Here is a 15815-nt window from a genome sequence, read left to right as displayed (position 1 = left end):
TCTGTAGGAGCCAACTTGTTGGCGAGAGGCGCGATGGGGGGTGTCAGGCATGACGCTCGCGAACAAGTTCGCTCCTGCAGATTCAATAATTGCCGAGGGCCTCGCGATACATATGTAGCTCACATAAAAAATCTTTTGCGACATAGTGAGCAGCCTTATCACGCTCTCATTTGCCGCACATGAACGATCAATGGAATGACCCCTCCTTCGATGGACTAACCCTTCAAAGCAATGACTCCCTTGAGGCCTCCGACCCTCATGGCGTATCGCCGTTTGAGGACATCACCGAACCGTTGTCGGCCGAAGGGTCAGCCGTGTCGGCTCAGACACTCAACCGCAAGGCCTTCGCGCGACTGAGAAACAGCCCGGCCGCCCGATTGCTCAACGGCTCGCCGTGGACGCTCAGGGCCTACCAGCTCGACATGGACAGCGTGCCATCGCTCAACGAGTTTATTGTCGAGCAGTGCAAGGCGTTACTTCGACAAGAGGGAGGCAAGGCGCTATGCCCCACCCAATTGCGTATCAACTTCCTCACTGACACCTACCCCGAAGTGGGCCCCGAAGGAACTGAGCGGCACGAATGCTCGCTGAGCGTGGTCGATCTGGCGCGGACGTCGCTGGACCCGGCGGCATTTCTGGGTTTGATCCGTAGCATGGAAGCAGACCGCGCGCTGCATCCGAGCATTCCTGCACTGACGCTCAAAAAGCTGACCTGGCTGATCGTGCGATCAAGATGGATGGAGGATTATCAGGCGCGGCTGGATCGGTTTTGGGATCAGCACGAACGCACTTATCGCGTGCTGTCCAAGCTGTCTTTCGTGGATGGGCTTTGCCGAATGCGCAGCCAGCGCAAGATCAGTCTTGAAGGCTACGTGCTAGCCCTCGATGCACTCGGGCTGACGGCGTTCCCCACCAGTCTCGAGGGCCTGGAACATACAGCTGTCGCACGGCATTCGGTCGTCAGCGTGGTGGAGTTTGAAGATCAGGTGGTACCGGGCATCTTTCAGCTCAAATCGCACAATACTTCGCACTGCTACCTGCATATCCTGGGTGAACATCCGCAGTGCATCGAATACATCAGCCCGGATAAACCCTGGGACGAACAGCAGCTGCTCAATGCACTTAACGGATCGCCTTGGCACCGGCGTCATGTCGACACCCTACTGCGCACGGGTTTGCCGTCGAGGCTTGAAATGAAGGCGTGCAGCGTGGACCTGTTCACTGTCCTGACCCACGCGCAACGAAGGTTTTCGACCACAGACCTGCCTTTGGAAGCCCCACCAAGCGAACTGGACGAGACCGACGCCAGCGACCGTTGGCGCATGCCAATCAACCGCAGTCTCAAGCTGATCGGTGCGCTGGACATCTGGGGTGAGCAGTCCGATATCCGCACCCGCATTCCTGACCCCAAGATGACCGCCAATCGTTTGATGCGCCGATGGCTCAAACATGATCAGGCAGTGGACGCCAAGCCTGAACACGTATTCATCCGTTACCTGCCAGGGACCTCCTTTACGCCACTGGGTCACGCTCGAGCGCCGGTGACGAACATTCAGATTCCGGACCGCTCCCCCGTCGCGCTCGATAAGGCCTTGATGAACAACTATCGAGTCCCGCATCCGGTCGACTATGTCGATGAGGGTGGCCGGACAGCGGTGTATCTGGACCCTACGGGCGAAGGCATCTGGGACCCGAAGCAGGAACTCAACCTATCTGCTGAAGCCGTTGCGGATCACATCATGAGTATCGATTTTCTGGCGGTGATATCCCGCCAGCATCAGGGTTTCTGGGATCGAGAAAGCAGTGCTATCGAGATGACGTTGCGCAAGACCTTCGTTGGGCAGGCACTGGTGGGCGTCAAGCGCGGGACATTGTCCCGCGCCGGGTTTGATCTGTTGGTTGAAGCGTTTGAAGAGTCTCTCCACGAACCAGTAGTACGCAAGACGCGATGGTCGGCGCTGGGTTTCCACCTGGAGCGGCCGCTCGGCCCAGGCTCGCACTGCCCGTGCTGCGCTGGCCTGCTAATCTTGAGTCACGATGAAAAATCCGGATATATCTTGTACCAGCCGGGGCAACAGGAGCCATTCTTCGAGTATCAGGATCGGCAAGAGCTCGGCGCTCATTTGATGCGTTCTGCTGCCGACCCACATTGGCGCAAGACGCTGCTCAATTACGTAGCCATGAGCCGCCACACTCGTCTCGAATACATCCTGACGCTGTGGGGCCAGGTGCGGGCATTCCCGGAACCTCTGTCCAATATGCGCCCGTGGCTCGATGCCCTTTATCACGAGGACACTCACAAGGCCAAAGCACACGCCTTCTGCGAACATCCCTCGAACCTGTCTGCGTTCACGTTCCTGTGTCAGGCCTTGCGCGATAACGCGTTGAGTGACGCACAGGACAGCATTACGACGTCCGCGCAGATTTCGCTGCGCAACTGGACCCAGGGACTCAACCGCCTGCAACTGCTGCTTGCACCGCTCTCATTGCTGCTTGCACCGGCCGCTGTCGCCTCGATAGTTACCGCTGCGGGCACATTTTATCTGGAGGCTCGATCGGCAAGCCTTCCCGGCAATCGGCACGAAGAGAAAAGACAGTTGCTGCTTTCGGCGCTATCGCTAGGACTGCTGGTAATTGGGGCTCTAACGCCTGGGCTTTTGCGAGCGGCGCGAACCCTGATGACACCTCCGACCCTCGCAAAGCGGGCGGGCGGGATTCCGACTCTGGGCTTCAGCTCATGGCTGCAACGCTCTATGAGCGCTCGGCGGACGCAGTTGGAGCGCTTTTTCGCAAGCGGCAGTCTGCTCAAGACCTGGACTCTGACTGGCCATCCACATATCGCTACCTTCCCGGTCAAGGCCTGGAAGCTCGAACGCAAGTTCATGCTGTGGACCGCCGAGCGCGAGCAAGCCAGAACGTTAGTTGTCAGTACCCATGGCTATTACCTGCCGTGGAGCAAGTCCACTGTTATCCCCAACGGCACCGAATTGCGCACCTACGTGCCTCATGGATTTGAACTGGTCGATCCGCGACTCCACCGCGTGGTTAGCCAGAGCATTGAGCCTTATTCGCTGATGACCGCAGCCGGGAACACGCCTGGTCCGGCCTTCAGTCAACTGCCAGCCTGGCAGCTTACCGACAAAGCTCTGGCCGGTACTTCCCAGATCGGGAAGATCAAAAACTATACGCTGGGCAAGTTTCAAAGTGAGCATTACGAGAGCTATCGAGACATCAGCTACGTCGTACACCACTCAAACCAGTCACCGTTTTTCGGACAACTGATGCCTACACCTATGGACGTTCTGACAGTGAGAAATCGTTTCGGGGCCCGCAACCCGACCTTGCAGGATCTGTTTGAAACCCTGGCCGGACATGGCATTCACTATGACCACATCCTGTTACTGCACTGCCGCTGCTCGGCGATCAGCTCCGTGCTCGGCCGATCGCCCGCCTTCTCTGCGCCCATCGGCAGCGTGCCGATCAGCCCGTGAAAAATCTTCCCTGTTCATTAGGCCCAAAGTGCATCAGGGTCATAGCGCAAGCAGTGGCGGCAGGCTAGCATGCGCCATCGCCTGAATTTCCCTGAATCCGGATTGGTCATGCCCCTTCGTTCAACGCTCCACTCTCAACGATCCTTGCTGTTGACGTTGGTGATCCTGCTGGGGAGCGGCTTTCTGGCGACGTCCTTGCTCAGCTATTTCGCGTCGCGCGATGCGATACGCGACAGCATCGTCAACACTGAATTGCCCCTGACATCGGATACGGTGTACTCCGAAATCCAAAAGGATCTGGTACGACCTGTCCTGATCTCGTCGATGATGGCGCGCGACACTTTCGTCCGGGACTGGGTGGTAGCCGGCGAAAAGGATCCGCAGCAAATGACCCGCTATCTCAAGGAGGTCATGGATCACAACAGCGCCTACACCTCGTTCTTCGTTTCCAACAGCAGTCTGACCTACTACCAGGCCAAAGGCGTGCTCAAGAAAATCAAAGCCGATGAGCCACGAGATGTCTGGTATTACCGGGTTCGTGACATGGCCGAGCCCTATGAAATCAACGTCGATCCAGATTTGGCGAACAAGGACAACCTGACGTTTTTCATCAACTACAAAGTCTTCGATTACCAGAACAACTTCATCGGGGCCACAGGGGTAGGCCTGACAGTAGATGCCGTCATCAAGCTGATCGACCGCTATCAAGATCGCTACCAACGCAGCGTTTACTTTGTCGATGCATTTGGCCGACTGGTATTGACCGGTGCCCAAGGCGGGCCTCATGGCGCAATCATCGGCAAGACCCTGCGTGAATTGCCTGATCTCAAGGATCTGCTCAACCAAATGCCCAAGCCGCAAAGCGGTAGCTATCAGTATGAATCAAGGGGTGAAAGGCATTTCCTGAACGTGCGCTACATTCCTGAGCTCAATTGGTACTTGTTCGTCGACAAGCGCGAAGACGGCGCGCTGTCAGACGCTCGGCACTCGCTGTATCTGAACCTGGGCATCTGTCTGGCGGTAATGCTGGTGGTGTTGTTTCTGCTCAATCGGGTGATTCAGCGGTTTCAGGTGCGGATCGAGGCGCAAGCAACACTGGATAGCCTGACCGGGCTGCCCAATCGACGAGGTTTCGACCACCTCGCCATGCGCGCGATCCAGGATGCCCGACGCGATCGAACCTCACTGTCCGCAATGCTGCTGGATCTGGATCATTTCAAACGACTCAATGACACACACGGCCACCTGGCCGGAGATGAAGTCCTGACAGGGTTTGCTGAAGATGTCCGTCGCTGCCTGCGCCAGGACGACATCATTTGCCGTTGGGGCGGTGAGGAGTTCATCATCCTGCTCAAAGACACCAACGCTACCGGAGCCCGGCGTGTTGCAGAGAAAATTCGCCTGCTGGCCGAACAACACACCTACGTGTTCACCGGCACCGCATTGCAGGTAACGGTCAGTCTCGGCCTCACCGTACTCAATGACGAAGACACGTTGCAAAGCTTGATTGCACGGGCTGATCGCGCGCTTTACAGCGCCAAGCAAAGCGGACGCAATCGCGTGTGCACAGAGACGGCAGTACCGGCATGAATACTCAATCGTTGAAGCAGGATATCTGCCCGGTCTGCGGTTTAAGTAATCGCTGCACCCTGGCGGACCCACGTACGGCGGACAAACCTTGCTGGTGCTTTTCGGTGGACATCGATCCTGCGGCGCTCAAATCCCTGCCCGAGGATGTACGCAACAAAGCCTGCCTCTGTCCCCGCTGTGCTGCTTTAGCCCCTGCTCAGGATTTCGTCCACGTAATACTGCCCTCTACAGACTGATACCCCCTGCCGCCATGCGCCTCGACCGTTTTCTAAGCAATCTGCCCCGTTTCAACCGCAAGGACGTGCGGCTTGCGCTAATCGCTGGCCGCGTAAAGGTGGATGGCCAGACTGTTGCCAATCCGCATCACAACGTGCGCGAATTCAGCGGCGTAATGGTTGATGACGAAGTGCTACAGATGGCCAAGGCACCTCGCTATTTCATGCTTCACAAGCCACCAGGTTGCGTCAGCGCAACGGTGGACCCGCATCATCCGACCGTGCTGGACCTGCTCGATGAGCCCAACAAGCATGAACTGCACATTGCAGGTCGCCTGGATTTCAACACCAGCGGCTTGATGCTGATCACCAACGACGGGCAGTGGTCGCGGCGCCTGACCCAGCCTGCGACGAAACTGCCCAAGGTTTATCTGGTTCAAACCGAACAGGACATCGGTGCGCATTACGCGCAAAAATTTGCCGAAGGCTTTTACTTTGCGTTTGAAAACCTCACCACCCAGCCTGCGCAGTTGACCGTGATTGACACTCACCACGCGCGCCTGAGCATCGTTGAAGGCCGTTATCACCAGGTCAAACGCATGTTCGGCTTTTTCGACAATAAGGTGCTGAGCCTGCACCGCGAAAGCATGGGGACGCTGGTGCTGGACCCAAGCCTGGAGCCGGGGCAATACCGGGCGCTAAGTGAGGCGGAAATCCTGCAGATCTGATGGCTTTCGACCGCCCGGCAGAAGATCCCCGCAATTTACGAATGGCACTTGCGACTTCCCCCTACCCCTGCTTGAATCCAAACGTCGGTCCACATGTGACTGACGAGTCACTTCATCATTCCAAGAAATCCTTTCGCTAGCTCCAGCCCCCTCTGCGGGGGAAACGCCCGGCGAATCGCCCGCCAATAACAATACCTGTCGGACAGATCGCTTTCGGATCGACATGGGCCCCTTGCAAGGCAATGCCTACCTGTCACGAAACACGTGCAACGTGGTTGCGCGCACACCTGTTTAAACGTCAGGAGACACAGATATGAGGCCAGAAATCGCTGTGCTGGATATACAGGGCCAGTTTCGGGTGTACACGGAGTTCTATCGCGCAGAGGCCGCAGAAAAGACCATCATCATGGTCAACGGCTCCCTGGCCACTACTGCATCGTTCGCACAAACCGTCCGCAACCTGCATCCGCAATTCAATGTGGTGCTCTACGACCAGCCATACGCGGGCAAATCCAAACCTCACAACCTGCACGAAAGACCGCTGACCAAAGAAACCGAAGGGCAGATCCTGCTGGAGTTGATCGACCACTTCAATGCCGAGCACATCATGTCGTTTTCATGGGGTGGCGCAGCAGCACTGGTCGCGCTCGCCTACAGACCCAAACGCATCGAAAAAGCGGTGATCAGCTCGTTTTCACCAGTGATCAACGACCCCATGCGCGATTACCTTGAGCGCGGCAGCCAGCACCTGGGCGCGTTTGACCGTTATGAAGTCGGTAACCTGATCAACAGCACCATCGGCAAACACCTGCCATCGCTGTTCAAGCGCTTCAACTACAAACACGTAAGCTCGCTTGATCTGCATGAGTACGCGCAGATGCACCATCACATCAACCACGTGCTAGACACAGACACCCTGAGCCAGGTCAAACTGGCGAAACGGATCAATGTCCCGGTGTTGTTCATGAACGGCGAGTGGGACGAATACACGGCGGCATCTGACGCCCAGCTATTCGCCAATCACGTGCGTGAGTGCCATTTCAGTACGATCCAGTCCGCCGGGCACTTTCTTGACATGGAAAACAAAGCCGCCTGCCTGGATTCGAAAAACACGCTGATGGGTTTCCTGAAAACAGCCCCCGAGCCGCGCCGACTCCACTACCGACAGGTACAAGGCCACCATGCATTTGCAATCTGAGCATGACGGCTATTGCGGACGGGATTCACACGGGTGCGTCTGGCTGAAAGCAGCTGCCGCGTGGGTCCCTGCCGTTGGTGTCTACCCAGTGAAACTTGTTGTCAGCGCAAATTAGCGCTTCATTTAAAGCCCCGCTTCTGGTACAAAGTCAGCCGCTCCAAGCGTGACAAGCGGGTGTCGTATAATGGCATTACTCCAGCTTCCCAAGCTGATAACGAGGGTTCGATTCCCTTCACCCGCTCCAATCTTCAAACGCTGGTAGTTCGCTCATCCCTCGCATATCGTTTGCGCAATCATCTGCAATATCTCGCTGCCTCCTGTTAATTACGCCAAACCAACATTAAACCTGCGTGTCGTTGCTCAACTGTGGCTGACGGCCTAGAATCGCCGTACGCCAATGACGCATAGCAGGGACTGCATGATCTTCATCGAAACACCGGTTTTTACCGCCGATCTCAAGAATCACCTGGACGATGAAGAGTATCGGGCACTTCAGAAGCATCTTGCCGAACAGCCCGAGTGCGGTGCTTTAATAGAAGGCACAGGAGGCCTGAGGAAGGTCCGCTGGGCAGCGCATGGCAAGGGAAAGAGTGGAGGGGTTCGCGTGATTTACTATTACCTCTGCGCTGCCTACCAGATAAGAATGCTGTTGATCTATCGCAACGGCATCCTGGATTCCCTGACCGATGACCAAAAGACACAGCTTCGCGCAATCAACAAGGGGTGGAAATGATGGACAAAAATCTCTTCGGTCGTCTCGTGGAAAGCATGACTCAGATGGATGAGATCAACCGCGGCGAACGTCAGCCGTCGCGAGAATTTCATATCGATGCGGTCAAGGTAAAAGCTATTCGCCTGGCGACCGGCCTTTCCCAAGCGAGCTTTGCGAAGCGCATAGATGTCGCAGTTGGGACTCTACGCAATTGGGAGCAAGGTCGTCGTGAGCCCGAAGGCCCAGCTCGGGCTTTGCTGCGAGCCATACATAACGACCCGGAACACGTACTTGCGGCACTAAGCTGAGCTCGCCCTCCTAGGGAAGGTGAAAAAAGACTCAGCATATCTTCTCGGCTCTATACGACTGACACTACACAACAAAAAACCGGCCTTTTCAGAGCCGGTTTTTTTGTGGGTCAGATTTGCTACTGACCTGCAGCAAAGCAAGCGTTAACGATGCTTGCGCTTGTGCTTGTTACGGTTGGATTTGTGGTCGTCGCCGCCCAGGTTGTTGCCTACCGCGCCACCCGCTGCGCCGCCCAGGCCTGCGCCGATGGTTGAGCCGGTCGAACCGCCGAGTTGATTGCCGATCAGCGAGCCACCGGCTGAACCCAGACCGCCGCCCAACGCTGCTTCTACGCGATTGCCTTTTTTGGCTGCTACTGCACCGCCTGCTGCACCGCCAACGCCGGCGCCTACTGCCGCGCCGGTGCTGCCACCCATTTGTTGGCCGAGCACGTTACCCAACGCGCCGCCCAAACCACCGCCTACTGCTGCCGTGCCGTCGCCTGCGGCAAAAGCGCCTTGGGATATAGCAAGAGTCAGGGCTAAAACGGAAAGTGTACTGCGCATGATGGCTTTCTCTGTTGAGGTTGATGGCATTCTGATTGCTTACACGTCAGACAGCAATGTGCGCTTGGGTTTGCCGACATCTGGTATCAACTTTGAAACACAATGTAAAAAGCCCCAACGCTGGTCGAGGCTTTTCTGGGCAGCAAGCCCCGCAGTCTAAGCGCGAGGTTCTGGGGTTGTTCGCTGTTTATAAACTGGCAGTGCGGCGGCAAATGCCATCGCTTCTTCTTTCGTGGCAAAAGAACCGAGCCGGTCATCGTGGGTGCAGACCCGCCAAGGTCCATGATTCACATTGATCACGTCGTAGCCGTTCAAATGCAGTCTTTGCAGTACCGGAGTGCTCATAGTCATCACCATTTTTGTCATTGTTAGATGAATGTCCAACCCACCTGACGCCCCCTGAGCCCTGTTGGCATGAGACCCGACGAATCGGACTCAGGGTTTCAACGGTAACTCTTCGTCTTTTTCAGACAGACTTTTACCGTCATCCGGGTGCTTCCAAGTCTGCGGCGGGGGCGTTTCGTCGGTTTCGGCGAGCGTGTCGTCAATATGTTCAACGCGCTCGAACTCCTTGGCTTCAGCGCTTTTCTCCTTCTCCCCACCCTTCTCCATCGGGCTTGGATGCGGACCAGGACTTTGTGCGGCATTGCTGTTCACAGGATCAGTTTTCATGATGTACCTCATGATCAAGCGGGTGACGATGAATCAGATGCACAACTGACTTTTAGAAGCCACCACATTTAGCGGGTTCGAATTATTTTGAACCGCGCGTCGCTCAGTCCTGTCGTTGACATTGCAGGGCGGGGTTCCTATAAGTCGTCTCCGTTCTGGCTCCCCCGGCTACGGCAATCCTCAAACTGACAGCGAAGCGAGTACATGGAACACACGGATTTTGACGCAGCCCTCGCGCACTGGGACGAGTTGCAGACCACCACGCCCTGCACCGGTCTGCTGCTGGGCAACGGTGCCAGCCTGGCGGTGTGGAAAAACTTCTCTTACTTTTCGCTGTTCGATCTGGCGCAAACCACGCGCAACAAACCGTTAAGCCCCACTGAGCTGGCGCTGTTCAAAGCCATGGAAACCAACAATTTCGAACCGGTGCTTAGCGCGCTAAAGACCTCCATCCGCGTGAACGCTGCGCTGACGATCAGCTCGTCCTCGCCGCGCAATCGCTATTTCGCCATCAAGGAAGCACTGATCCACGGCGTGCGCTCGGTGCATATCCCGTGGCGGTTGATGGAGCAGCAAACCTTACTGGCCATCAGTCAGGCCTTGGGCGCTTACAGCACCGTTTATTCAACCAACTACGACTTGCTCGCTTATTGGGCGGCCATGCATGGTCAAGGGCAATTCGATGATCTGTTTGGTGGGGATGCGACGTTCAATCTGCATGACACCACGCCCAGCGCCACCCGATTGCTCTACCTGCATGGCGGCATGCACCTGGTGAAGAACTTCGACGGCAGCGCCCGCAAGTTGCTGTCATCGGAAAGCACCTTGCTCGGCAGTTTCGCCGTCAACGCGCTGGACGACGTGCCGCTGTTCGTGTGCGAAGGCAGCAGCGAAGAAAAGCTCAAAGTCATTCGCGGCTCTGATTACCTGTCGTTCTGCAACTCTCAACTGGCTCGCCATGAGGGCGCCCTGTGCATCTTCGGCCATGCGCTGGGCAAGCAGGACCGACATATCGTTGATGCAGTCCGCCAAGCGAAACCCGCAACGATCGCCATCTCGATCCTGCCGCGCAGCGAGTCATTCATCCAGCATCAAAAGCGCCACTACAGCGCGCTGTTCGAAGACTTGGGAGTGGAGTTGAAGTTTTTCGACGCGAAGACCCATCCGCTGGGGGATGCAGGATTTTTGGTGCCGGTGGAAAAGCTGAAGGTCTGATGCCTGGGTCGCTCACCCCAACGCTTCATTTCTACCCAGCCCAACCCAATCACTCGTTACCTTGCCCCAAAGACCCCACCACAACCGCGCCGCCCGGAGATTTTTTATTGACGCTGGTGGCCACGGTTTCGGTGGTGAACCGCACGCTACTCAGTACCGCAAGGCGGTCGCTGCTGGTGGTTTTGACGATGCTGCCCCCCCACTGGGCCGCCACAGTTGCCAGCCAGGCGAAAAGGAACACCACGATTGCTTGCAACGCCCATTTTCCGATGATCGACATGATGATTCTCCTGGCTGATTCTGTTGGCGCAAGTTTGACTCTCAAACTGTTGCAGTCAGGTTGCATTCAAGTTTCGAACCAACTTCAACTGGCCAAATATGAAACCTCTTTGAGCCGCGCTTACGCCAACGGTAACGCCGCCTGCAAAGTGTACGGATAAATCTGTCGCTAGCTGTAAAGCAGCCGCGCCGCCAATTTATGGCTAGATGGGCGCCCGTTTCCTACCCATAACAACAAGGCACGCTCCATGATGTCCTCTCGCGAAAACACCGGAATGATCCTCGGATTGATCGGGGTGGTGATCTTCAGCCTGACGCTGCCCATGACCCGCATCGTGGTGCAGGAAGTTCATCCGCTGCTCAACGGCCTGGGCCGGGCGTTGCTCGCGGCAATTCCTGCTGCAGCGCTGTTGTTGTGGAAACGCGAGAAGTGGCCGACCTGGCCGCAGTTCAAGGCATTGATGGTGGTGGCGCTGGGGGTGATTGTCGGTTTCCCGGTGTTGTCGGCCTGGGCGATGAAAACCCTGCCCGCGTCCCACGGCGCATTGGTCAATGGCCTACAGCCTTTATTGGTAGCGCTTTACGCCGCGTGGCTGTCTCACGAGCGTCCTTCAAAAGCCTTTTGGGCTTGCGCTGCATTGGGCAGCGCATTGGTGCTGGGCTACGCGTTGATTAGCGGGGCCGGAAATATTCAGGCGGGAGACATCTGGATGTTCGCCGCCATTGCGCTGGGCGGTCTGGGCTATGCCGAAGGCGGGCGACTGGCAAAGCAGATGGGCGGCTGGCAGGTGATTTGTTGGGCCTTGGTGCTGTCGAGTCCGATTTTGCTGGGGCCTGTGATCTATCTAGCGTCCCAGCATCAAGGTCCGATTTCCATAGGCGCCTGGTGGGCGTTCGGCTACGTCTCGATCTTCTCGCAATTCATTGGCTTTTTTGCCTGGTATGCCGGCCTGGCCATGGGCGGCATTGCGCGGGTGAGTCAGATCCAGCTGGTGCAGATCTTTTTCACCATGGCCTTCTCGGCGCTGTTCTTTGGTGAACACATCGACCCGATCACCTGGCTGTTCGCTGCTGGCGTCATCTTCACTGTGATGTTGGGCCGCAAGACTGCCGTCATTGCGCCCAAGCCAGTCAGCACCTCGATCTAGATCAGCGCATCCGCACGGAGCAGTGTTTCCAGGCACTGCTCCTGAATCCCGTAAAAGGTCTTCAGTTCCTCAATTTTCGCCAGCAACTCGGCGGGATCAGCAGGCGCGGCGCGCTTGACCGCCAAAATCATTTTGTTCTTGTTGGTGTGTTCCAGCGAGATGAACTCGAACACCTTGGTCTCGTAACCGCAGGCTTCGAGCAGCAACGCGCGCAGGGCGTCGGTGACCATCTCGGCCTGCTGGCCCATGTGCAAACCATATTGCAGCATCGGGCGAAGCAAGGTCGGGCTCTGGATCTGCAAGCGGATCTGTTTGTGGCAGCACGGCGAACACATGATGATCGACGCACCTGAGCGGATGCCGGTGTGAATCGCGTAGTCGGTAGCGATGTCGCACGCGTGCAGCGCGATCATCACGTCCAGCTCGCTGGGCGCTACCGAACGCACGTCGCCATGCTTGAACACCAGGCCTGGATGCTCCAGATGCGCGGCAGCGTTGTTGCACAGCGTGACCATGTCTTCACGCAGCTCAACGCCGGTGACCTCGCCCTGCGCCTGCAACGTATTACGCAGGTAATCGTGAATCGCGAAGGTCAGGTAGCCCTTTCCCGAACCGAAGTCGGCAACGGTAATGGGTTGGTCGAGTTTGATCGGCGACGACGTCAGGGCGTGGGAAAACACTTCGATGAACTTGTTGATCTGCTTCCACTTGCGTGACATGGCCGGGATCAGTTCGTGCTGCTTATTGGTCACGCCCAGATCGGTGAGGAATGGCCGGGTCAGCTCCAGGTAGCGCTTCTTCTCGCGATCATGCTCGGCCGACGGCGCTTCTCGCTGCTGCTGGGACTTGTTGCGAAACAGCGTGCTTTTGCCCTTTTTGCTGAATTCCAGCTGCACTTCGTCAGTGAGCGAAAGCAGGTGGGCGTTCTTGAAGGATTCAGGCAGCAGGCTGGCGATCAGCTCCTGCGCTTCGACAAGAGGGTAGTTTTTGGTGATGTCGCGGGTCTTGTAGCGATAAACGAAGGACAGACACGGCTGATCCTTGACCGTCAGCGGCTTGATGATCACCCGTTGCAGCTCCGCCTCGACGCCGACGTATTTGGCCAGCACCAGCTTGATGAGCGAGTTTTGCGTCAGGCAGGTATCAAGCAGGCCCAGGAACTGAGCACGGTGATCCGGCGCGGGCTGGGCGTTGGGTGCAATGACGGACATCGGGTGGAGCCTCGGAAGCTGAAAATGCGAGGCGGGTATTTTAGGCGGGTTGTGCGGATGGGGTAGGTTTAATTACAGGGAACACCGCTTTATCTGTAGGAGCGAACTTGTTCGCGAGGCGACGTACCTGACACGCCGGGTTAACCGCCTCGCCAACAAGTTGGCTCCTACAGGGGAGCGCATCAATCCAGCACGATCAACCGATTGGGCAACTCATTGCGCCCTTGGGTCACTGGCACGTGTTCGCTGAGCAATTGGCCACAGGCCTGAATGCAGCCCAGAAACCCTTCAAGCGTCTTGCCGTCCCTGACATGTTGAGTGAAGACGTCCACCATCGCCCGCCAGACCAGATCATCAACGCGATGTGAGATGCCGTGATCAACCAGGATTTCGACGTATCGCTCGGCCTCGCTGACAAAAATCAGTACCCCGGTGCCGCCCACGGTCTTGTGCAGGTTCTGCTCCAGAAACTGCCGACGCGCCAGATTGCCTGCGCGCCAGTGCCGAACGTCTTCGGGCACCAGATGGCTGGTCACTGCCGGCAAACGGCAAATCAGCGCGACCACGATGAACGTGCCGATTTGCGCCATCAGCAGCTGATTGGCATCCAGCCAGCCGACAAATAGATTGATCAGCCCCGGCAGCAGCAACGCCACCACGCCAGCCCATATCAACGGCACGTAGGCGTAATCATCCGCCGACGCCGCCAACACCGTCACAAGCTCCGCGTCGGTGGTGCGCTCTACCCGATCGATCGCCTGAGCGACCTGCCGTTGTTCTTCTTCATTAAGTAGCGACATCTGCCAATCCCTGTTGAGCGATCAATTACCAACTACCGGACGCGCCACCGCCACCAAAACTGCCACCGCCGCCGCTGAATCCGCCGCCTCCGGAACCGCCACCGCCACCGCGCGAACCCAGGCTGCCCAAAACTGCGCCGGTAATAAAACCACCGCCGCCCGAGCCGCCGCGCCCGCCACGACCGCCTCGCATGTTAAGGAAGATGAAGATCACCAGAATGATCAGAAAGGCCAGGCTTTGGAACATTGAGCTTGAGGATTCAGCGCTGCCCGTCGCACCCGCGGCAGGTTCGGCCAGCGGATCGCCGCCCAGTACCTGCACCATCGCCTCAGTGCCCTTGGTAATGCCGCCAACGAAATCACCCTGCTTGAAAGCCGGTGTAATGATTTGGTTGATGATCACCGAAGACTGCGCATCGGTCAGGCGCTCCTCCAGTCCGTAGCCAACTTCCAGCCGGACCTTGCGATCGTCCTTGGCGACAATGAGCAGCGCGCCGTTGTCCTTGTCCTTCTGCCCGATCCCCCAATGGCGCCCGAGTTGATAGCCATAATCCTCGATGCTGGTGCCCTGAAGATTGGGCACCGTGACCACCACAACCTGCTCGGTGGTCAGTTGCTGATGGGCTTTGAGCATCTGTGACAGATGTTCTTCGCTCGCGGCATCGAGCATGTCGGCAGTGTCGACCACTTGCCCGGTCAACGGCGGAAAATTCAAAGCGGCGTGCGCGGGCAACACAGTGCCGACCGCACACACCCATAACGCGGCGAACTGCATGACCCGTCGCAGCGCGCGCATCAGAATTTCACTTGCGGAGCTTTATCCGCATCGGCGGCAGTGGCTTCGAAGTTAGGACGGATCGGCAAATCGCTGTACATCACGGTGTGCCAGAGGCGACCCGGAAAGGTACGAATTTCGGTGTTGTAGCGTTCAACCGAAGCGATGAAATCCTTGCGCGCGACGGCAATGCGATTTTCCGTGCCTTCCAGTTGAGACTGTAGAGCAAGGAAGTTCTGGTTGGACTTGAGATCCGGATAACGCTCGGACACCACCATCAAGCGGCTCAACGCACCGGTCAACTGACCCTGCGCATCCTGAAACTGCTTGAGTTTGGCTGGGTCGTTGAGCGTAGAAGCATCGACCTGAATCGACGTCGCCTTGGCCCGCGCCTCGATCACCGCCGTCAGCGTGTCTTGCTCTTGCTTGGCGTAGCCCTTAACGGTTTCTACCAGGTTGGGAATCAGGTCAGCGCGGCGTTGATACTGGTTCTGCACCTGCGCCCATGCGGCCTTCACCTGTTCGTCGTATGTCGGAATATTGTTGATGCCGCACCCGGCGAGGAACGTGCTCATCACCATCAACAGCATTAGTGACAATTTGTAACGATGACCTCGAAACTGCTCGCAGCGTTGGAATTGCATGGCCTTGTTGCTCCCTTTCGGTGATGAAGGTGTCTTCCTGCCTGATATGACTTTAGCCAAATCAGACGTTCCCCGGCATAATCTCGCCCCAACACGCTGTCAGGGTGCTGGATTGCTAAGCCGCAATCAGATAAAACTCGCTGCGCTACAGATACCCTTTCGGCATCAAGAGTTCAGCGACTGCTTCGTCCTGATGACAATAAAAGCCAAAGGTTTGAAAGCCGAACATATTGGCCGCCCGGTATTACGCGAAAGTTGCCGGACAACGCCTTGAGAAATTATT

Annotated in this window: 18 protein-coding genes and 1 tRNA gene; 11 read left to right on the top strand and 8 right to left on the bottom strand. The window is 57.0% G+C overall.

Annotated features, from left to right (window positions below; genetic code table 11):
- Positions 1–179 precede the first annotated feature (179 nt).
- The 8 genes from ACWKV9_RS01320 (at position 180) to ACWKV9_RS01285 (ending at position 8242) form a co-directional block, all read left to right on the top strand.
- Entirely contained in the window at positions 180–3491 is a 3312-nt protein-coding gene (locus ACWKV9_RS01320; protein ID WP_483834282.1) for a dermonecrotic toxin domain-containing protein, read from the top strand.
- A gap of 108 nt (positions 3492–3599) precedes the next feature.
- Positions 3600–5081, top strand: a complete 1482-nt coding sequence (locus tag ACWKV9_RS01315) for a sensor domain-containing diguanylate cyclase (RefSeq protein ID WP_483834281.1) — start codon at positions 3600–3602, stop codon at positions 5079–5081.
- Positions 5078–5317 (top strand): cysteine-rich CWC family protein, encoded by a 240-nt coding sequence (locus tag ACWKV9_RS01310; RefSeq protein ID WP_483834280.1) that lies wholly within the window; start codon positions 5078–5080, stop codon positions 5315–5317. Before ACWKV9_RS01315 ends, ACWKV9_RS01310 begins: the two co-directional genes overlap by 4 nt.
- A 14-nt stretch (positions 5318–5331) precedes the next feature.
- Positions 5332–6024, top strand: coding sequence for a pseudouridine synthase (locus ACWKV9_RS01305; RefSeq protein WP_483834279.1), 693 nt, complete (start codon positions 5332–5334; stop codon positions 6022–6024).
- Positions 6025–6337: 313 nt separating this feature from the next.
- The gene (locus ACWKV9_RS01300) at positions 6338–7222 is read left to right on the top strand and encodes an alpha/beta fold hydrolase (protein WP_483834278.1); all 885 of its coding nucleotides are present in this window, start codon (positions 6338–6340) and stop codon (positions 7220–7222) included.
- Positions 7223–7392: 170 nt separating this feature from the next.
- Positions 7393–7466: transfer RNA gene (locus tag ACWKV9_RS01295), tRNA-Gly, on the top strand.
- 174 nt (positions 7467–7640) lie between these two features.
- Positions 7641–7955, top strand: coding sequence for a hypothetical protein (locus tag ACWKV9_RS01290; protein ID WP_483834277.1), 315 nt, complete (start codon positions 7641–7643; stop codon positions 7953–7955).
- Entirely contained in the window at positions 7955–8242 is a 288-nt protein-coding gene (locus ACWKV9_RS01285) for a helix-turn-helix domain-containing protein (protein WP_483834715.1), read from the top strand. Before ACWKV9_RS01290 ends, ACWKV9_RS01285 begins: the two co-directional genes overlap by 1 nt.
- A 144-nt stretch (positions 8243–8386) precedes the next feature.
- Here ACWKV9_RS01285 and ACWKV9_RS01280 read toward each other — a convergent pair whose 3' ends face one another.
- The 3 genes from ACWKV9_RS01280 to ACWKV9_RS01270 all read right to left on the bottom strand — a co-directional run bounded on the left by ACWKV9_RS01280 (position 8387) and on the right by ACWKV9_RS01270 (position 9460).
- Positions 8387–8788, bottom strand: coding sequence for a glycine zipper domain-containing protein (locus ACWKV9_RS01280; RefSeq protein ID WP_483834276.1), 402 nt, complete (start codon positions 8786–8788; stop codon positions 8387–8389).
- 156 nt (positions 8789–8944) lie between these two features.
- Positions 8945–9133: a DUF2188 domain-containing protein gene (locus ACWKV9_RS01275; protein WP_483834275.1), complete on the bottom strand. Its 189-nt coding sequence runs from the start codon at positions 9131–9133 to the stop codon at positions 8945–8947.
- 90 nt (positions 9134–9223) lie between these two features.
- On the bottom strand, positions 9224–9460 hold the full coding sequence (locus ACWKV9_RS01270) for a hypothetical protein (protein WP_483834736.1): 237 nt from the start codon (positions 9458–9460) through the stop codon (positions 9224–9226).
- Positions 9461–9664: 204 nt separating this feature from the next.
- Between ACWKV9_RS01270 and ACWKV9_RS01265 the strand changes: the two genes are divergently transcribed.
- The gene (locus tag ACWKV9_RS01265) at positions 9665–10675 is read left to right on the top strand and encodes a DUF4917 family protein (protein ID WP_483834274.1); all 1011 of its coding nucleotides are present in this window, start codon (positions 9665–9667) and stop codon (positions 10673–10675) included.
- 49 nt (positions 10676–10724) lie between these two features.
- Here the strand turns inward: ACWKV9_RS01265 and ACWKV9_RS01260 are convergent, their stop codons facing one another.
- Positions 10725–10955 carry a hypothetical protein gene (locus tag ACWKV9_RS01260; RefSeq protein ID WP_483834273.1) on the bottom strand — a complete coding sequence of 77 codons (231 nt, stop codon included), beginning with the start codon at positions 10953–10955 and terminating at the stop codon, positions 10725–10727.
- Between the two features lie 250 nt (positions 10956–11205).
- Here ACWKV9_RS01260 and ACWKV9_RS01255 point away from each other — a divergent pair, with 250 nt between their 5' ends.
- Complete coding sequence (locus ACWKV9_RS01255) at positions 11206–12102, top strand: DMT family transporter (RefSeq protein WP_483834714.1); 897 nt, start codon at positions 11206–11208, stop codon at positions 12100–12102.
- Here ACWKV9_RS01255 and ACWKV9_RS01250 read toward each other — a convergent pair.
- The 4 genes from ACWKV9_RS01250 to ACWKV9_RS01235 form a co-directional block, all read right to left on the bottom strand.
- Positions 12099–13313 (bottom strand): class I SAM-dependent methyltransferase, encoded by a 1215-nt coding sequence (locus ACWKV9_RS01250; RefSeq protein WP_483834272.1) that lies wholly within the window; start codon positions 13311–13313, stop codon positions 12099–12101. The genes ACWKV9_RS01255 and ACWKV9_RS01250 overlap by 4 nt on opposite strands.
- 182 nt (positions 13314–13495) lie before the next feature.
- The gene (locus ACWKV9_RS01245) at positions 13496–14113 is read right to left on the bottom strand and encodes a TPM domain-containing protein (protein WP_483834271.1); all 618 of its coding nucleotides are present in this window, start codon (positions 14111–14113) and stop codon (positions 13496–13498) included.
- Between the two features lie 25 nt (positions 14114–14138).
- Positions 14139–14909 (bottom strand): TPM domain-containing protein, encoded by a 771-nt coding sequence (locus tag ACWKV9_RS01240; protein ID WP_483834270.1) that lies wholly within the window; start codon positions 14907–14909, stop codon positions 14139–14141.
- A complete protein-coding gene (locus tag ACWKV9_RS01235) occupies positions 14909–15478 on the bottom strand; it encodes a LemA family protein (protein ID WP_483834713.1) in 570 nt (189 codons plus the stop codon). Before ACWKV9_RS01235 ends, ACWKV9_RS01240 begins: the two co-directional genes overlap by 1 nt.
- A 52-nt stretch (positions 15479–15530) precedes the next feature.
- Between ACWKV9_RS01235 and ACWKV9_RS01230 the strand changes: the two genes are divergently transcribed.
- Complete coding sequence (locus ACWKV9_RS01230) at positions 15531–15806, top strand: hypothetical protein (RefSeq protein WP_483834269.1); 276 nt, start codon at positions 15531–15533, stop codon at positions 15804–15806.
- Positions 15807–15815: the final 9 nt, after the last annotated feature.

It is taken from the genome of Pseudomonas corni (assembly GCF_057128765.1).
This window is presented reverse-complemented; position numbering and strand designations above follow the sequence as displayed.